The sequence below is a fragment of the Mycobacterium sp. WUMAC-067 genome (assembly GCF_020217485.1).
Classification (GTDB): Bacteria; Actinomycetota; Actinomycetes; order Mycobacteriales; family Mycobacteriaceae; genus Mycobacterium.
Map to the genome: position 1 here is coordinate 165714 of NZ_JAEKMI010000003.1, position 15452 is coordinate 181165.

18 protein-coding genes are annotated in these 15452 nt (G+C 66.9%); 10 read left to right on the top strand and 8 right to left on the bottom strand.

From position 1 onward, the window contains the following. Nucleotides 1–20 precede the first annotated feature (20 nt). Nucleotides 21–374, bottom strand: coding sequence for a hypothetical protein (locus JF781_RS03405; RefSeq protein ID WP_225327258.1), 354 nt, complete (start codon nt 372–374; stop codon nt 21–23). 29 nt (nt 375–403) lie between these two features. Then, nucleotides 404–1018, bottom strand: a complete 615-nt coding sequence (locus JF781_RS03410) for a GNAT family N-acetyltransferase (RefSeq protein WP_225327259.1) — start codon at nt 1016–1018, stop codon at nt 404–406. A 54-nt stretch (nt 1019–1072) separates the two neighbouring features. On the opposite strand from JF781_RS03410, the gene JF781_RS03415 reads away from it, so the two are divergent. Then, complete coding sequence (locus JF781_RS03415; RefSeq protein ID WP_225327260.1) at nt 1073–2170, top strand: F420-dependent hydroxymycolic acid dehydrogenase; 1098 nt, start codon at nt 1073–1075, stop codon at nt 2168–2170. A 98-nt stretch (nt 2171–2268) separates the two neighbouring features. After that, complete coding sequence (locus tag JF781_RS03420) at nt 2269–2847, top strand: hemerythrin domain-containing protein (protein WP_225327261.1); 579 nt, start codon at nt 2269–2271, stop codon at nt 2845–2847. Between the two features lie 58 nt (nt 2848–2905). On the opposite strand, the gene JF781_RS03425 is transcribed toward JF781_RS03420, so the two are convergent. After that, nucleotides 2906–3802, bottom strand: a complete 897-nt coding sequence (locus JF781_RS03425; RefSeq protein ID WP_225327262.1) for a manganese catalase family protein — start codon at nt 3800–3802, stop codon at nt 2906–2908. A 164-nt stretch (nt 3803–3966) separates the two neighbouring features. Here JF781_RS03425 and JF781_RS03430 point away from each other — a divergent pair, with 164 nt between their 5' ends. Both JF781_RS03430 and JF781_RS03435 read left to right on the top strand, forming a co-directional pair. Next, complete coding sequence (locus tag JF781_RS03430; protein ID WP_225327263.1) at nt 3967–4665, top strand: GAF and ANTAR domain-containing protein; 699 nt, start codon at nt 3967–3969, stop codon at nt 4663–4665. A gap of 80 nt (nt 4666–4745) precedes the next feature. Then, entirely contained in the window at nt 4746–6044 is a 1299-nt protein-coding gene (locus tag JF781_RS03435) for an acyl-CoA dehydrogenase family protein (protein ID WP_225327312.1), read from the top strand. A 68-nt stretch (nt 6045–6112) separates the two neighbouring features. On the opposite strand, the gene JF781_RS03440 is transcribed toward JF781_RS03435, so the two are convergent. Beyond that, complete coding sequence (locus JF781_RS03440; protein WP_225327264.1) at nt 6113–6568, bottom strand: MaoC family dehydratase; 456 nt, start codon at nt 6566–6568, stop codon at nt 6113–6115. Between the two features lie 172 nt (nt 6569–6740). Here JF781_RS03440 and JF781_RS03445 point away from each other — a divergent pair, with 172 nt between their 5' ends. Beyond that, nucleotides 6741–6914 (top strand): hypothetical protein, encoded by a 174-nt coding sequence (locus JF781_RS03445; RefSeq protein WP_225327265.1) that lies wholly within the window; start codon nt 6741–6743, stop codon nt 6912–6914. 11 nt (nt 6915–6925) lie between these two features. Here the strand turns inward: JF781_RS03445 and JF781_RS03450 are convergent, their stop codons facing one another. Further along, entirely contained in the window at nt 6926–7327 is a 402-nt protein-coding gene (locus tag JF781_RS03450) for a DUF302 domain-containing protein (protein WP_225327266.1), read from the bottom strand. A gap of 55 nt (nt 7328–7382) precedes the next feature. On the opposite strand from JF781_RS03450, the gene JF781_RS03455 reads away from it, so the two are divergent. The 5 genes from JF781_RS03455 to ag85C all read left to right on the top strand — a co-directional run bounded on the left by JF781_RS03455 (nt 7383) and on the right by ag85C (nt 11313). After that, entirely contained in the window at nt 7383–7880 is a 498-nt protein-coding gene (locus JF781_RS03455; protein ID WP_225327267.1) for a metallophosphoesterase, read from the top strand. 57 nt (nt 7881–7937) lie between these two features. Continuing rightward, nucleotides 7938–8399, top strand: a complete 462-nt coding sequence (locus JF781_RS03460; RefSeq protein ID WP_225327268.1) for a MarR family winged helix-turn-helix transcriptional regulator — start codon at nt 7938–7940, stop codon at nt 8397–8399. Next, nucleotides 8396–9229, top strand: coding sequence for an ATP-binding cassette domain-containing protein (locus JF781_RS03465; RefSeq protein ID WP_225327269.1), 834 nt, complete (start codon nt 8396–8398; stop codon nt 9227–9229). The genes JF781_RS03460 and JF781_RS03465 overlap by 4 nt, the downstream gene beginning before the upstream one ends. Beyond that, nucleotides 9219–10037, top strand: a complete 819-nt coding sequence (locus JF781_RS03470) for an ABC transporter permease (protein ID WP_225327270.1) — start codon at nt 9219–9221, stop codon at nt 10035–10037. The genes JF781_RS03465 and JF781_RS03470 overlap by 11 nt, the downstream gene beginning before the upstream one ends. Nucleotides 10038–10272: 235 nt before the next feature. Further along, a complete protein-coding gene (gene ag85C, locus JF781_RS03475; protein WP_225327271.1) occupies nt 10273–11313 on the top strand; it encodes a diacylglycerol acyltransferase/mycolyltransferase Ag85C in 1041 nt (346 codons plus the stop codon). Between the two features lie 41 nt (nt 11314–11354). Here ag85C and JF781_RS03480 read toward each other — a convergent pair whose 3' ends face one another. From JF781_RS03480 to treS, 3 genes are all read right to left on the bottom strand, one after another. Continuing rightward, entirely contained in the window at nt 11355–12059 is a 705-nt protein-coding gene (locus tag JF781_RS03480) for a YoaK family protein (RefSeq protein WP_225327272.1), read from the bottom strand. A 148-nt stretch (nt 12060–12207) separates the two neighbouring features. Then, nucleotides 12208–13548 carry a maltokinase gene (locus JF781_RS03490; protein WP_225327273.1) on the bottom strand — a complete coding sequence of 447 codons (1341 nt, stop codon included), beginning with the start codon at nt 13546–13548 and terminating at the stop codon, nt 12208–12210. Nucleotides 13549–13597: 49 nt separating this feature from the next. Then, nucleotides 13598–15379: a maltose alpha-D-glucosyltransferase gene (treS, locus tag JF781_RS03495; protein ID WP_225327274.1), complete on the bottom strand. Its 1782-nt coding sequence runs from the start codon at nt 15377–15379 to the stop codon at nt 13598–13600. Nucleotides 15380–15452: the final 73 nt, after the last annotated feature.

The following is a 15452-nucleotide window of genomic DNA, read 5'->3' on the forward strand; positions in this document are numbered from 1 at the left end:
GTAAACAGGCGAGCACTGATTTACTCATCGACCACGTCGTAGAGCGAGTCGCCGTCTTCGGGGGTGCCGTCGATCTGGCCGCGATGCGCGCGCCGCGGACCGTCGTCGACCGGCTCGACGGCATCGGGCACGTCGGGCTCCTCGGCGGCCAGTCGATCGTCGAGGGATTCGCCCTCTCGTTCTTCCCTCGCCGTCACGCCGAAGCGGTTGGCCTCGCTCCAGCCCTCGGGGGGATCGACGACGATGTCGCCGTCGTCGTTGCGCAGTTCGTCCGAGTCGGTACCTTCGCTCGCATTCAGGGTGTCGCCCGGACCGCCCTCTTCGGGAAAGTCGGCGGGATCTACCAGATCGTCGGCTTGGGGGTCATCGCTCATGCCGAACGGTTGCCCGCCGCATCGGGTGACTAAACGCGGGCCCGCGGTGCCCGCCACATGGCCCACATCTTCGGGCCGTCGTCCGGCAGCACGATCTCGCGGGTGACCGCGAAGCCGAAACGTTCGTAATACGGGACGTTTTCGAGTTTGGTCGACTCGAGGTACGCCGGACAGTATTCCGCGTCGCAGCGGTCCAGCCGCGACCGCATCAGGGCTTGACCGAACCCCTGACCGCGGACCGCCGGATCGCTGCCGATGACAGCCAGATACCAGTGCGGTTCCTCGGGGTGGACGCTCTTCATCAGTTCCTGGACCGCGCGCCCGCGCATCGAGCGCAGACCGAACACCCGGAGGAACGTGGGCGTCATCGCCAGCTGCGCACCGGGCGTCTCCTGCCACTGATCGGGCGGATCCCACAGCGCCGCAGCGCCGATACCGGAGTCGGCGGCGGCCACCTCCACGCCGCCGCGCGCCAGATGGTGGTGGCGGGTCATCGTCGCGAACAGCCGGGTCAGCTGCGCGGTGCGCTTGTCCTGGTCGGGCATCAGCCAGATCATCACCGGGTCGTCGTAGAACGCGCGGGCCAGGGTGCGCGACAGCTCGCGGACGTCGGCCTTGAGCGCCGGGCGGACGTGGGGGGTCATCCACGACAGGCTAGTGGGTGTGTGAGGCGATGCGGGGCGGGTATGCGAACCCGCGTGACCGGCATCTCTCGGCGAGCGTTCGGGCGGGCGGCTGCCGGCGCGGGCATGCTCGGCTCCGTCGGCCTGTCGGGCGGCTGCGCGAAACCGGGCGCCGGCCGCGGCAAGTCCACCGGCCCGCCACCGCCGCAGGGCAAGGGCGTGGGGTTCGTGCTTTCCCACGAGCAGTTCCGCACCGACCGGCTGGTGGCACAGGCCCAGGCGGCCGAAGAGGCCGGCTTTCACTACGTGTGGGCCAGCGACCACATTCAGCCGTGGCAGGACAACGAAGGCCATTCGATGTTCCCGTGGCTCACGCTGGCGCTGGTCGGCAGCGCCACCGGCCGGATCTCGTTCGGCACCGGAGTGACCTGCCCCACCTACCGCTACCACCCCGCCACGGTGGCTCAGGCCTTCGCCTCCCTGGCAATCCTCAACCCGGGCAGGGTGTTTCTGGGAGTCGGCACCGGCGAGCGACTCAACGAACAAGCCACCACCAACGCCTACGGCAACTACGCCGAGCGCCATGACCGGCTCGCCGAGGCGATCGACCTGATCCGCCGGTTGTGGAGCGGATCGCGAATCTCCTTCTCCAGCCGGTACTTTCAGACGAACTCGTTGAAGCTCTACGACGTGCCGGCCACACCGCCGCCGATCTTCGTGGCGGCCGGCGGCCCGAAGAGCGCGAAACTGGCCGGGCAGTACGGGGACGGTTGGATCACCCAGGCCGACGACGTGACGAACCCAAAACTGTTGGCGGCCTTCGGTGCCGGAGCGCGGGCCGCCGGGCGCGACATGGCCACATTGGGGAAACGCGCCGAATTGTTCGCGGTCGTCGGCGACAGTGCCGCGGCGGCCCGCGCCGCGGTGCTGTGGCGTTTCACGGCCGGTGCCGTCGACCAGCCCAATCCCGTAGAGATCCAGCGCGCGGCCCAGTCCAACCCCATCGACAAGGTGTTGGCCGGCTGGACCATCGGCACCGACCCGGCCCCCCACATCAGCGCCGTGCAGCGGGTGCTCGACGCCGGCGCCGTCCCCTTCCTGCACTTTGCCCAAGACGATCCGATCGCCGCCATCGACTTCTACCGCACCGACGTCCTGCCGAAGTTGCGCTGAACGAACGTCGGGCCCCTAGCGATTCAAAGCTGTTTCGAAGCCCCCGGCCCGGGTATCCGCACGCAACTTCGAGGGACAGCCCAATTGGAAGGCAAGGCATGGACGCAATCACTTTTCTTCGTCAGGACCACAAAAGCGTGCTCGGTCTGTTGGAGACGCTCGACGGGGCGCCGTCAGGCTCCGGCGCGCAGGCGAGCGGCTTGGAAACGATGGTGAACAACCTCATCATCGCCGAGTCCCAGCACGAAGCGATCGAGGAACAGTTCTTTTGGCCGGCGGTGCGCGACGCGATCGGCGATGGACTCGTCGACAAGGCGATCGAGCAGGAGCAGGCCGGAAAGAAGCTGCTGCAACGTCTCGAGGACGGCAAGCCCGGTGAGCCGGATTACCACGAGGCACTGCAGGAATTCGTCAAGGCGGGCCGCGAACACATCGCCTACGAACAAAACGAGGTGTGGCCGGAGGTCGAAACCGTGCTCAGCCGTGCGGATTTGGAAAAGATCGGCGAAAAGCTAGAGCAGGCAAAGAAGATCGCTCCGACGCGGCCGCACCCGGATACGCCGCCGAACCCCACCGTGCTGAAAACGATGGGGGTGGGAGCGGCGATCGTCGACCACGTCCGGGACGCGTTGACCGGCCGCGGCGAGGACAATCCGCCGGACCCGCAGATGCACTGACGCGGCAACGACGGTGGCCGGGCGTCTCCATCGAGGCGCCCGGCCACTTCGTCTCCAATTAACCTGTGGGCGTGTGCTGTTCGTGGGTGAACGGCTTCTCGGCCTCGACGGCCGGCGAGCCCTCGGGGTTTTGTTGTGCTCCCGTGTTCTTCCGGGTCTTGCCGCCGAGCCACTGTTCCTCGGGCTTTTCCACGTACTGCCATTTCATGCCCTCGGGCCATGGTCCTTGCCCCTGGTTCCACGGCCCGCGGGTGGGTTTGCCACCCCCGCTGGACATGTTGAACGCCACGTTTTGGAAACGTGGGTCGCCCGGCAGCGCTCCGGGCGGGAAATTCACCGGCAGCTCGTTGAGCGCCGCGGTGAACTGCTGATAGTGCGCGACCTCGCGGGTCATCAGAAAGGTCAGGGTGTCCTGCACACCGGGGTCGTCGGTGAACTGCTTGAGGTACTCGTAGACAACCTTGGCCCGGGTTTCGGCGGCCAAGTTGTTGCGCAGGTCCACCGTCGGGTCGCCGTTGGCATCGATGAACGCTCCGGTCCAGTTGTTGCCCGCGGAGTCCTTGACGTCCGGCCCGCCGCCGCTGAGCACCAGGAACAGCGGGTTGACCGCCACCTGGTTGATGATGCTGTCCCGGCCGTCGCCGCTGGCCACCGCCGGCATCCAATCGCATTTCTCATTGGCAATCTTGAGATTGTCGTTGAGCCCGTCGAGCAGCATGGTGATCATCGATCCGACCATCTCGAGGTGGCTGAGCTCCTCGGTCGCGATATCCATGAACAGGTCATACATCTTCGGGTTCTTCTGGCGCAGCACAAACGCCTGGGTGAAGTACTGCAGCGCCGCGGTGAGTTCGCCGTTGGCGCCGCCGAACTGTTCCATCAGCAGCGACGCGAAGCGAGGGTCGGGCCGGTCGACCCGTACCTCGAATTGAAGATCTTTGTTGTGCACAAACACTGGGGCCTCCCTGGGGGATCGAGATCTGGCTGGTCGACGCCGGATACCCGGGGCCTATGACGCCAAACTGAGGGCACCGCAACTTCCCGGCCCCCGGACGTCGAGCAGGGGCCGACGATTGCCGGGGTTACGCGTCGGGAAGACATCGTGGAGAATGCGCCCGTATGGACTCTTTGGACCCGGCCTCGAAGCACGGGCTAGCCGTACGCATTGCCGAACTCGCCCGCGAGATCGCCACCCCACGCTCGCTCGACGACGTCCTCGCCGACGTGACCACCGCCGCGGTCGAGCTGATACCGGCCACCGATATCGCGGGAGTGCTGCTGCTCAAGGCCGGTGGGGAGTTCGAATCGGTCGCGGACACCCACAGCCTGGTGGCGCAACTCGACAAATTGCAGCACGAATTCTCCGAGGGCCCCTGCCACGACGCCGCCCTGAAAGAAACGATCGTGCGCAGCGACGACCTCCGCGACGAACCGCGCTGGCCCAAGTACGCCCCGGCGGCCGTCGAGCACGGGGTGCTGAGCAGCCTGTCGTTCAAGCTGTACACCGCCGAGCGCACCGCCGGTGCCCTGAACCTGTTCAGCTTCCGGCCCAAAGTGTGGGACACCGAAGCGGAGACCATCGGGTCGGTGTTCGCCGCGCATGCCGCCTCGGCGATCATGGCCGGGCGCCACGGACAGCAGATGCAATCCGCCCTGTCATCGCGCGACCGAATCGGACAGGCCAAGGGCATCATCATGGAGCGCTACGGCGTCGACGACGTACGCGCCTTCGAGTTGCTGCGCCGGCTGTCTCAGGAGAGCCAGACCAAGCTCACCGACGTCGCCCAACGCGTGATCGACACCCGCGGCGAGACCTGATCGTCGTCCGCCCCGCTCTAGGATGGGGTGGCTTCAGCAACGAGTCCGGCGCGGTGCGGCGCCGGGGAATGGTGGCCACGGTGTGGGACTTCGAAACTGACCCCGAATACCAGGCGAAGCTGGACTGGGTCGAAAAGTTCATGGCCGAGGAGCTGGAACCGCTCGACCTGGTCGCGCTGGACCCCTACGACAAAAAGAACGCCGAGATGATGGCCGTCCTGCGGCCCTTGCAGCAGCAGGTGAAGGACCAGGGGCTGTGGGCCGCACACCTGCGCCCCGAGTTGGGCGGCCAGGGCTTCGGTCAGGTCAAACTGGCGCTGCTCAACGAGATCCTCGGGCGATCCCGTTGGGCCCCATCGGTATTCGGCTGTCAGGCGCCGGACTCCGGCAACGCCGAGATCCTCGCGCTGTTCGGCACCGACGAGCAGAAGGCCCGCTATCTGCAGCCGCTGCTGGACGGCGAAATCACCTCCTGCTATTCGATGACCGAACCGCAGGGCGGCTCCGACCCGGGACAGTTCGTCACCGCGGCCACCCGCGACGGCGACTACTGGGTCATCAACGGCGAAAAGTGGTTCTCCACCAACGCCAAACACGCGTCGTTCTTCATCGTCATGGCGGTCACCAACGCCGAAGCCCGCACCTACGACAAGATGTCGCTGTTCATCGTTCCGGCCGAGACGCCGGGCATCGAGATCGTGCGCAATGTGGGCGTGGGATTAGAAAGGGGAGCATCGTCTGCCAGCCACGCCTACGTCCGCTACCACGACGTGCGGGTGCCCGCCGATCACGTGCTCGGCGGCGAGGGGCAGGCGTTCATGATCGCGCAGACCAGGCTCGGCGGGGGGCGGATTCACCACGCGATGCGCACAATAGCGTTGGCGCGCAGCGCCTTCGGCATGATGTGTGAACGGGCGGTGTCCCGCAAAACCCGGCACGGGCGGCTCGCCGATTTCCAGATGACCCAGGAGAAGATCGCCGACAGCTGGATCCAGATCGAGCAGTTCCGGCTGCTGGTGCTGCGCACCGCGTGGCTGATCGACAAGCACCACGACTACCAGAAGGTGCGGCGCGATATCGCGGCGGTGAAGGTCGCCATGCCGCAGGTGCTCCACGACGTCGCGCAGCGGGCCATGCACCTGCACGGTGCGCTCGGCGTCTCCGACGAGATGCCGTTCGTCAAGATGATGGTCGCCGCCGAGTCGCTGGGCATCGCCGACGGCGCCACCGAGCTGCACAAGATGACGGTGGCCCGCCGCACCCTGCGCGAATACGAGCCCGTGACAACGCCTTTCCCGTCGGCGCATATCCCCACCCGGCGGGCCGAAGCCCAGGCGCGGCTGGCCGAACGCCTGGAACGCGCGGTCGCCGAATTCTGACGCCGAACGTCGACTTGTTGTGCGGAGAAGCCGGTTTCACCGCAACAGGTCGACGTTCGACGCGCGTTTCAGGCGACGAAGCGGACGACGCTCTCGGCCACGCACGCCGGCTTGGCCGACCCCTCGATCTCGACGGTGGTCGAGAGGGTCGCCTGCACGGCGCCGTTGCCCACGTCGTCGACGCTGACCAACGAACTCTGCGCGCGCACCCGCGAGCCGACCGGAACCGGCGCGGGGAAACGAACCTTGTTGAGCCCGTAGTTGATTGCGAGCTTGATGCCGTTGACGGTGTAGATCTGGTGCTGCAGCTGCGGCAGCAGCGCCAGGGTCATGAAACCGTGGGCGATGGTTTTGCCGAACGGGCCGGACGCGGCTCGCTCCGGGTCGACGTGGATCCACTGGTGATCGCCGGTCGCGTCGGCGAACAGGTTGACGTCTTCCTGGGTGATGGTGACCCAGTCACTGTGACCCAGGGCCTCTCCCGCGGCTGCGGTGAGGTCGGCGACTGATTCGAAGGTGCGCATGGCGTGTTCTCCTTGGTTTCGGCTGCTAACAATAGCGACATCGTGGCGCGGCAGCCGACCGGGCGGCGATCCCCGCGCGTTCCCCGTTTCGCGCGGGCTGTCGGGGGAACCCGACTGTGAGCAGCCGCCGCGCGAAGTCTTCGATGCCGCGGGCTTCAGAAAGGGAATTACCATGCCAGATCGCAAGGGCCACAAGGCCGAGGACGACGTGGAACCCGACACCCACCAGGCTCGGTCCCGCGCGGCCGCGGGCGAAGAAGACGGTTCGTATGTGGGTGCCGCGGGCTCCGATGACTCCTTCGATGCCGGCGAAACGGGCGCCGAAGCCCGCAATGAGCGCGGCTGACCACGCGTCCGCTACCCGAGTGCGCCGATCGCCGCTTGCAGCCTGGCCGTGGCCTGATCCGCGACCTCCTGCAACGCCCCCGCCTCGCCGGTCACGTTGACCATCAGCTGGGGATCCATGGCCTCGATCAACACCGCATCGCCGTCACCGGCGGGGTCGGAGCGCACCACCACGTTGCACGGCAATAACTGTCCGATCTGGCGGTCGATGCCCAGCGCGCGATGCGCCAGCGCGGGGTTGCAGGCGCCCAGGATGAGATAGTTCTCCATCTCCTCGCCGAGCTTCTGCTTCAGCGTGGCCTTCACGTCGATCGTCGTCAGCACTCCGAAACCCTGGTCGGCTAGTGCCTTTGTGGTCCGCTCCACCGCGTCCTCGAACGAGGTGTGCAGCGTCGTGCTCAATCGCGATGTCATGTGATTCCTCCTCTTTCAGCCGTGGACTACCCAGAATTTCGCTCACAATGGGTCCGTGAGGCTGCTGCTGATCGCCGACACCCATATCCCCAAGCGCGCCCGCGACCTGCCCGCACCGGTGTGGGACGAGGTGGCCGGGGCCGACGTCGTCATCCACGCCGGCGACTGGATAGCGCCGGAATTTCTCGACCGCCTCGACAGCAGGGCGGCCAGGCTGGTGGGGTGCTGGGGTAACAACGACGGCCCGGAACTGCGGGCCCGGCTCCCCGAGCGCGCGGACGTGACCCTGGGGGGTGTGCGGTTCACGGTCACCCACGAGACCGGCGCCGCGGCCGGGCGCGAGGCCCGCATGTCACGGCTGTACCCGGGCACCGAGGTGTTGGTGTTCGGGCACAGCCACATCCCCTGGGACAGCACCACCGGGACCGGATTGCGCCTGCTCAATCCGGGATCGCCTACGGATCGGCGGCGCCAGCCGTTCTGCACGTACATGATCGCCGAGGTCGACGGCGGCGCCGTGACCGAGGTCGCCCTGCATCGCCTGCCCAGGTAGCGGGTACATACCGTCCGCGGAGCTTCCCCACATAAATAGCTCGGCTACAGAGGTATCATGGCGGAAGTGAAGTCACGCACCGATGTCGCCGCCGACCTGTTCGGCGTGGTCGGCCGGTTCCGGCGGCAACTGCGCCGGTCGGCCGGGCGCGCGTTCGATTCGCCGCGGCTCTCCGAATCGCAGTCCGAGCTGCTGTGGCTGGTCGGGCGGCGTCCGGGGATCTCGGTCGGCGCCGCCGCCGCCGAGCTCGGGCTGGTCCCCAATACCGCCTCGACCCTGGTCACCAAGCTGGTGTCCGACGGGCTGCTTTGCCGCACCGCCGGGGACACCGACCGACGGGTGTGCCAGCTTCAGCTCGCCGAGCCTGCCCAGCAGCTCCTGGACGCGTCCCGCGCCGCGCGCCGGGACCTGCTGTCCGAGCTGCTCGACGAACTCGACGGCGACGAAATCGAGTCCTTGGCAAAAGGATTGGAGGTCCTCGACATGATGACCCGAATGCTTCAGGAGCGGCGACCATGAGCGCGGCACTGCCGATGGCCATCGACGCCCGGCACCTGACCTACCGCTACGGCCAGTTCACCGCCGTCGATGACGTGACATTGCACGTCCGGCCCGGCGAAACCGTGGGCCTGCTGGGGCCCAATGGCGCCGGGAAGACGACCATGGTCCGGATGCTGACCACGTTGGCGCCGGTGCAGCAGGGTGAACTGCACATTTTCGGCATGGACGCGCGCCGCCATACCACCGACATCAGAAGCAATATCGGCTATGTTCCGCAACAGCTTTCGATCGAGCCCGCATTGACCGGCCGGCAGAACGTGGAGTGGTTCGCGCGGTTGTACGGCGTGCCGCGCGGCGAGCGCTCCGATCGCGTCGAGCAGGCGCTGGTCGCCATGGACCTGGTGGACGTGGCCGAGCGGATGGCGTCGGCCTACTCCGGCGGCATGGTCCGCCGTCTCGAGGTGGCGCAGGCGCTGGTCAACCGCCCGTCGCTGCTGGTGCTGGACGAACCGACCGTGGGACTGGATCCCATCGCGCGCGACGGCGTGTGGTCGCAGGTGCGAAAGATGCAGGCGCAGTTCGGCATGACGGTCCTGCTGACCACCCACTACATGGAAGAAGCCGACGCGCTGTGCGACCGGGTGGCGCTGATGCACCACGGCGCGCTGCGCGCCGTCGGCGCGCCCGATGAACTGAAAGCCCGGATATCCAAGGGGTCGTCGGGCGCCACGCTCGAGGATGTGTTCCGCCATTACGCGGCAACGGGTTTGGACGACGAGGCGGAATCGCCGGAGGAATCCATCCGTGACATCCGTTCCAGCAGAAAGGTGGCGCGCCGTGTCGGTTGAGCGTGCGACGGCCGGAACACTGCTGCGTGCGCCGCGCGGATGGCAGCGGGTCGGCGCGCTGTCCAGCCGCATCGGGGCCTTCGCGATCGTCGAGTTGCAGAAGCTGCAACACGACCGGACCGAACTCGTCACCCGGATGGTGCAGCCGGCGCTGTGGCTGCTGATTTTCGGTACCACCTTCAGCCACTTGCACGTGATCGCCACCGGTTCGGTGTCGTATCTGGCGTTCCTGGCGCCCGGCATCATCGCCCAGTCGGCGCTGTTCATCTCCATTTTCTATGGGATACAGATCATTTGGGACCGCGACGCCGGCGTGCTCGCCAAACTCATGGTGACGCCCGCCCCGGCTTCGGCGCTGATCACCGGCAAGGCGTTCGCGGCCGGCGTGCGTTCGGTGGCCCAGGTCGTCGGCGTGCTGGCGCTGGCGTACCTGATGCGTGTCGGCCTGACGATCAATCCTCTGCGGATCGTGGCGGCGATGGGCGTCGTCATGCTCGGCGCCGCGTTCTTCGCCTGCCTGTCGATGACGCTGGCCGGCCTGGTGCGCAACCGCGATCGCCTGATGGGGATCGGGCAAGCGATCACGATGCCCTTGTTCTTCGCCTCCAACGCGCTGTACCCCGTTGACGTGATGCCGGCGTGGCTGCGCGCGCTGAGCAAGGTCAACCCGGTCAGTTACGAGGTCGACGTGCTGCGGGCACTACTGATCGGAACTCCCTTCAATCCGGTCGGCATCGTCGTGCTGGTGATCGCAGCGGTGCTCGGAATCGCCGCGGCGTCAACGCTTTTGCGTCGCCTGGTCGCCTAGGGCGCCGGCGCGCGTGATAGCGGATGCGCTGTCACCCCGCAAGATGCCGGCATGGTTCCGAGAGTCGATCGTGACCCGAATGTGATGATTTCTGGCCGACTCCCAATCGTTAGCCAACCGCGATCTGTCGCTGCGGCCGCGACAACCGATTCCGGCCCAGTTCCTGTGTTTCACTCCCCGAGAACAGATTCCACCGCATGGTGCGGCAGATGAAAGTTGGGATGGGTAGAGAGCTATGTCGTTCATCGAAAAGGTGCGAAAGTTGCGTGGCGCGGGGGCGAACATGCCGCGCCGGCTGGCGATCGCGGCCATGGGGGCCTCCCTGCTGTCCGGTCTCGTCGCCGCCACCGGAGGCGTCCCCGCCGCGAGCGCCTTCTCCAAGCCGGGGCTCCCGGTCGAATACCTCGAGGTTCCGTCGCCGTCGATGGGCCGCAACATCAAAGTCCAGTTCCAGCCGGGCGGCGCGCACGCCGTGTACCTGCTGGACGGCCTGCGCGCGCAGGACGACTACAACGGTTGGGACATCAACACGCCCGCCTTCGAGGAGTTCTATCAGTCCGGCCTGTCGGTGATCATGCCGGTCGGCGGCCAGTCCAGCTTCTACAGCAACTGGTACCAGCCGTCGTCGGGCAACGGGCAGAACTACACCTACAAGTGGGAGACGTTCCTGACCCAGGAAATGCCGCTGTGGATGCAGGCCAACAAGCAGATCTCCCCCGCGGGCAACGCCGCGGTGGGGCTGTCGATGTCGGGTGGCTCGGCGCTGATCCTGGCCGCCTACTACCCGCAACAGTTCCCCTACGCCGCCGCGTTGTCGGGCTTCCTGAACCCGTCCGAGGGTTGGTGGCCCACCCTGATCGGTCTGGCGATGAACGACGCGGGCGGTTACAACGCCAACAGCATGTGGGGTCCGTCCACCGACCCGGCGTGGAAGCGCAACGACCCGATGGTCCAGATTCCGCGGCTGGTCGCCAACAACACCCGCATCTGGATCTACTGCGGTAACGGCGCTCCCAGCGACCTGGGCGGCGACAACATGCCGGCCAAGTTCTTAGAAGGGCTCACGCTGCGCACCAACGAGCAGTTCCAGAACAACTATGCGGCCGCGGGCGGGCGCAACGGCGTGTTCAACTTCCCGGCCAACGGCACACACTCCTGGCCCTACTGGAACCAGCAGCTGATGGCCATGAAGCCCGACATGCAGCAGGTCCTGCTGGCCAGCAACACCACCGCGCCACCGGCGCAACCGGCACAGCCGGCACAACCCGCCACCTAGAACCCGACGAACCAGCATCGGCAGTAGCGCACCGGTCAGCGCTACTGCCGATGCTCTTTCTCACCCGCTTCGAGCAGGGCGCGCCGATCGGAGTGGAAGTACGTGTAGCCGGTGGTCAGGGCGCACACGACCGTGGCCACCACCAGCATCCACGTGCCGTTGACGAACAGGCTGATGAAGCCGCCGACGGTTGCGCCCACCACGAAGCTGGCGAACAGCAGAAAATAGCCCAGCCATTCCGCCGCCGTCCCACCGGCGATGTGGCGTTCGATGCCCTGGCCCATCTTGACCAGCGTCCCGGTCACGTAGCTGAGCGAGACCGACACCTCGCCGTCCTTGACGAACGATGTGTTCAGGGCCCCAATGCCGAAGGCCACCAACATGATCGGCGCGAAATCGAGCAGATTCTCTTCCCAGCCCTCGTCGATCACGTCCACCATGGTGGCCGCCGCCAGGCTGAACGTCGTCAGCACCGTCGGCCCGTGCGGGTGCGCCACCCAGAAATGCCGCCGGCACACCGAGGCGATCACGACGCCGGAGACAAAGCACACGATCAACACGCCCGCCGTCACCGACAGCAACACGTCGCCGCGGAAATACCCGAGCATGGCCCGCTGGGCGTTGCCCGTCATGAACGTCACGAAGTAGCCGGCGGAATGGGTGAAGGCCGTCGCTCCCAGGATCCCCGCCAGCACCGCCAGCACCCATGACAACCGTGACTCGCTGTTGTTGATCTCGTTCGGCACACCGACATGGTTCCAGACGGCAGCACTGCGCGCAGCGCGGAGCAGATGGCGGCGACCCGCTGCGCCCGGCTACGCCGCGCTTGCGATCGCCGCTACGCAGATGGCGGCGACCCGCTGCGCCCGGCTACGCCGCGCTTGCGATCGCCGCTCAGACGCCGGTCAGGCGCGCGATGGAGCGCAACGGGATCGGCAGCCAGCCGGGCCGGTGTCGCGCCTCGTAGCCGGCCTCGTACACGGCCTTGTCCAGCTCGTAGGCCGCCAGCAACTGCGCCGAATCGCGGGGGTCGATCCCGGAAGCCGCCGCGTAGCCGTCGCAGAACGCGGTGCGGTTGCGATCGACCCATTCGCGGGCCCGGGCCGCCAACTGCTTGTCGTCGGCCTGGTCCACCAACGGCCCGTAGGCGGCGTACTCGAATGACCGCAGGACGCCGGCCACGTCGCGCAGCGGCGAATCGGGCGCGCGGCGCTCCTCAAGCGGCTGCCCCGGTTCGCCCTCGAAGTCGATGAGCAACCAGCTCTCCGGGGTGCGCAGCACCTGGCCCAGGTGCAGGTCGCCGTGGATGCGCTGCACGGTGATCGTCTCGGCTTCCAGCTTGCCGAATCGCTCGTCGATGGTCGCCGCCCACTTCCCGAGCTCGGGAACCAGGGCGACGGTCGACGACAGCCGCGCCAGCACGTTCTCCACCGGGAAGACCCCCTGCGCGGTGCCGAGGGTCTCCGCCAGGGTGGCGTGCACCGATGCCACGGCTTCGCCGAGGCGGAAGGACTCGCCGGCGAAGTCGCCGCCGACCTCGTACGCGTACAGATCGGCCTCGGCGAACAGGTCGCGCACGCTGGCGCTGGCCATCGCCCAGCCTTCCGCGGCGTTGGCGGCGAACTCGGTCACCATGCCCAGCGGCCACGTCTCGTCGCCGGGGCCCGTCATCTCGTAGGTGCCCAGCAGCCGGGCGACGTGCGGGTTGCCCGCGCGGCCCAGCACGCGGTTGAGCTCGATGTCGGGGTTGATGCCGCTGCTGACGCGGCGGAACACCTTGAAGATCGCGTCCCGGTCGAAGATGACGCTCGTGTTGGACTGCTCGGCGTCGGACACGTGCGCCATCGCCTCCAGCGGCAGCTCGACGTCGGGCTCCTTGGCGAATCTCACCTCGACGCCCGAGGCGCCGCGCACGGCCGACGAGTCGAGGAGGGACAGCAGGAACTGCGGCGCCTCGGCGTCGTACATCGCGTCGAAACCGGTCCGGTCGTCGGCGGCGCCGATGGTGGCGACGTTGCTGTACTCGGAGACCGGGCCGGCATCCCACTGCACGATCACCTGGTAGCGGTCGCGAGAACCGTCGGCGTAGGAGGCGTCGACGAGAACAAGGTCAAGGTCGTCGCGCAGCGGTACGACAACGCTCGGCTCGGCGCCGGACAGTTCGCGGTTGCGCCCGGCGTACCAACGTTGCTGTGGAAGCCACTCGGACCAGGGCAATTTCTCCGGGGAAGTCATGGGCGCCGCTCCTCTTTCTTGCCTGGATTGACGCCGGCGCGAGTGATCGTCATGCATCCTCCTCGCATCCGGTCAGCCGGAACCAATAGAACCCGTGTCCCGGCAGCGTCAGCAGATAGGGCAGGTGACCGATGCGCGGAAACTCCACGTGCCCGGTCAGCTCGACCGGCGTGCAACCGCTCCAATGCTGCAGATTCAGTTCGATCGGCTGCGGGAACCGCGACAGGTTGTTGACGCACAGCACGGTGTCGCCGGCTTCGTCTCCAGCGGCCACCTGCCGCAGGAACGCCAGTACCGACGGGTTCGAGCCGCCCAGTTCTTCGAAACTCCCGATGGCGAAGGCCTCGTGGCGGCGCCGCACGGCCAGCATCGTGCGGGTGAAGTTGAGCAGCGATGTGGAGGTGTCCCGCTGGGCCTCCACGTTGACCGCCTGATAGCCGTAGACGGAGTCCTGGCTGGGCGGCAGGTACAACCGGCCGGGGTTGGCCTTGGAGAAGCCGGCGTTGCGGTCCGGTGTCCACTGCATCGGGGTGCGCACCCCGTCGCGGTCTCCCAACCAGATCACGTCGCCCATGCCGATCTCGTCACCGTAGTACAGGACCGGCGAGCCGGGCAGCGACAGCAGCAGCGCGGTGAACAGCTCGATCTGGTTGCGGTCGTTGTCCAGCAGCGGCGCCAGGCGGCGGCGGATGCCGACGTTCGCCTTCATCCGCGGATCCTTGGCGTACTCGGAGTACATGTAGTCGCGCTCTTCGTCGGTGACCATTTCCAGCGTCAACTCGTCGTGGTTGCGTAGGAAGATCCCCCACTGGGCCATGTCGGGGATCTCGGGCGTCTGGGCCAGGATCTCCGAAATCGGGAACCGCGACTCCCGGCGGACCGCCATGAAGATGCGCGGCATCAGCGGGAAGTGAAACGCCATGTGGCATTCGTCGCCGCCGGTGCTGGGCTCGCCGAAGTACTCGACGACGTCGGCCGGCCACTGGTTGGCCTCGGCCAGCAGCACCCGCCCCGGGAATTCGTCGTCGATGACCTTGCGGACGCGCTTGAGGAAGGCGTGCGTCTCCGGCAGGTTCTCGCAGTTGGTGCCCTCCCGTTCGAACAGGTAGGGCACCGCGTCGAGCCGGAACCCGTCGATGCCGAGGCCGAGCCAGAACCGGAGCACGTCGATCATGGCTTCCTGCACCGCCGGGTTTTCGTAGTTCAGGTCCGGCTGGTGCGAGAAGAACCGGTGCCAGTAGAACTGCTTTCGCACCGGGTCGAAGGTCCAGTTGGACTCCTCGGTGTCGATGAAGATGATCCGGGCGTCGGTGTAGCGCTCGCTGGTGTCGCTCCACACGTAGTAGTCGCCGTAGGGGCCGTCGGGGTCGTGGCGCGACTCCTGAAACCAGGGATGCGAATCCGATGTGTGGTTCATCACAAGGTCGGTGATCACGCGGATGCCCCGCTCGTGCGCGGCGTTGAGCAGCGCGACGAAATCCTCGACCGTCCCGAACTCGGGCAGCACCTTGTAGAAGTCCCGGATGTCATAGCCGCCGTCGCGCAGGGGCGAGTCGTAGAACGGGGGCAGCCAGATGCAGTCGATGCCCAGCCACTGCAGGTAGTCCAGTTGCCCCAGCAGTCCGCGCAGGTCACCGGCGCCGTCGGCGTTGGCGTCGAAGAACGCGCGGACCAGCACCTCGTAGAACACGGCGTGCTTGAACCAGGTCGGGTCGGTGGGTAGCGCGGCGGCGTTGTTGAAGTCATCGGAGTCGGGGTGCTCGACCACGCCGTCCTGGACGTGACTGCCCCCTTCGGGATGGTGCTCGACAGCTTCTCTTGCGTCGTTCATCAAATCCACGATGCCACGGGTACCCGAGGCGCGACATTCGGAATCACGCCCACACGTCGGTGACGAATCACGC

Coding starts and splice junctions, on each gene's coding strand:
- ag85C (WP_225327271.1), top strand. CDS start 10,273: ATGTCGTTCATCGAAAAGGTGCGAAAGTTGCGTGGCGCGGGGGCGAAC.
- JF781_RS03405 (WP_225327258.1), bottom strand. CDS start 374: ATGAGCGATGACCCCCAAGCCGACGATCTGGTAGATCCCGCCGACTTT.
- JF781_RS03440 (WP_225327264.1), bottom strand. CDS start 6,568: ATGCGCACCTTCGAATCAGTCGCCGACCTCACCGCAGCCGCGGGAGAG.
- JF781_RS03465 (WP_225327269.1), top strand. CDS start 8,396: ATGAGCGCGGCACTGCCGATGGCCATCGACGCCCGGCACCTGACCTAC.
- treS (WP_225327274.1), bottom strand. CDS start 15,379: ATGAACGACGCAAGAGAAGCTGTCGAGCACCATCCCGAAGGGGGCAGT.
- JF781_RS03490 (WP_225327273.1), bottom strand. CDS start 13,548: ATGACTTCCCCGGAGAAATTGCCCTGGTCCGAGTGGCTTCCACAGCAA.
- JF781_RS03460 (WP_225327268.1), top strand. CDS start 7,938: ATGGCGGAAGTGAAGTCACGCACCGATGTCGCCGCCGACCTGTTCGGC.
- JF781_RS03445 (WP_225327265.1), top strand. CDS start 6,741: ATGCCAGATCGCAAGGGCCACAAGGCCGAGGACGACGTGGAACCCGAC.
- JF781_RS03430 (WP_225327263.1), top strand. CDS start 3,967: ATGGACTCTTTGGACCCGGCCTCGAAGCACGGGCTAGCCGTACGCATT.
- JF781_RS03410 (WP_225327259.1), bottom strand. CDS start 1,018: ATGACCCCCCACGTCCGCCCGGCGCTCAAGGCCGACGTCCGCGAGCTG.
- JF781_RS03420 (WP_225327261.1), top strand. CDS start 2,269: ATGGACGCAATCACTTTTCTTCGTCAGGACCACAAAAGCGTGCTCGGT.
- JF781_RS03450 (WP_225327266.1), bottom strand. CDS start 7,327: ATGACATCGCGATTGAGCACGACGCTGCACACCTCGTTCGAGGACGCG.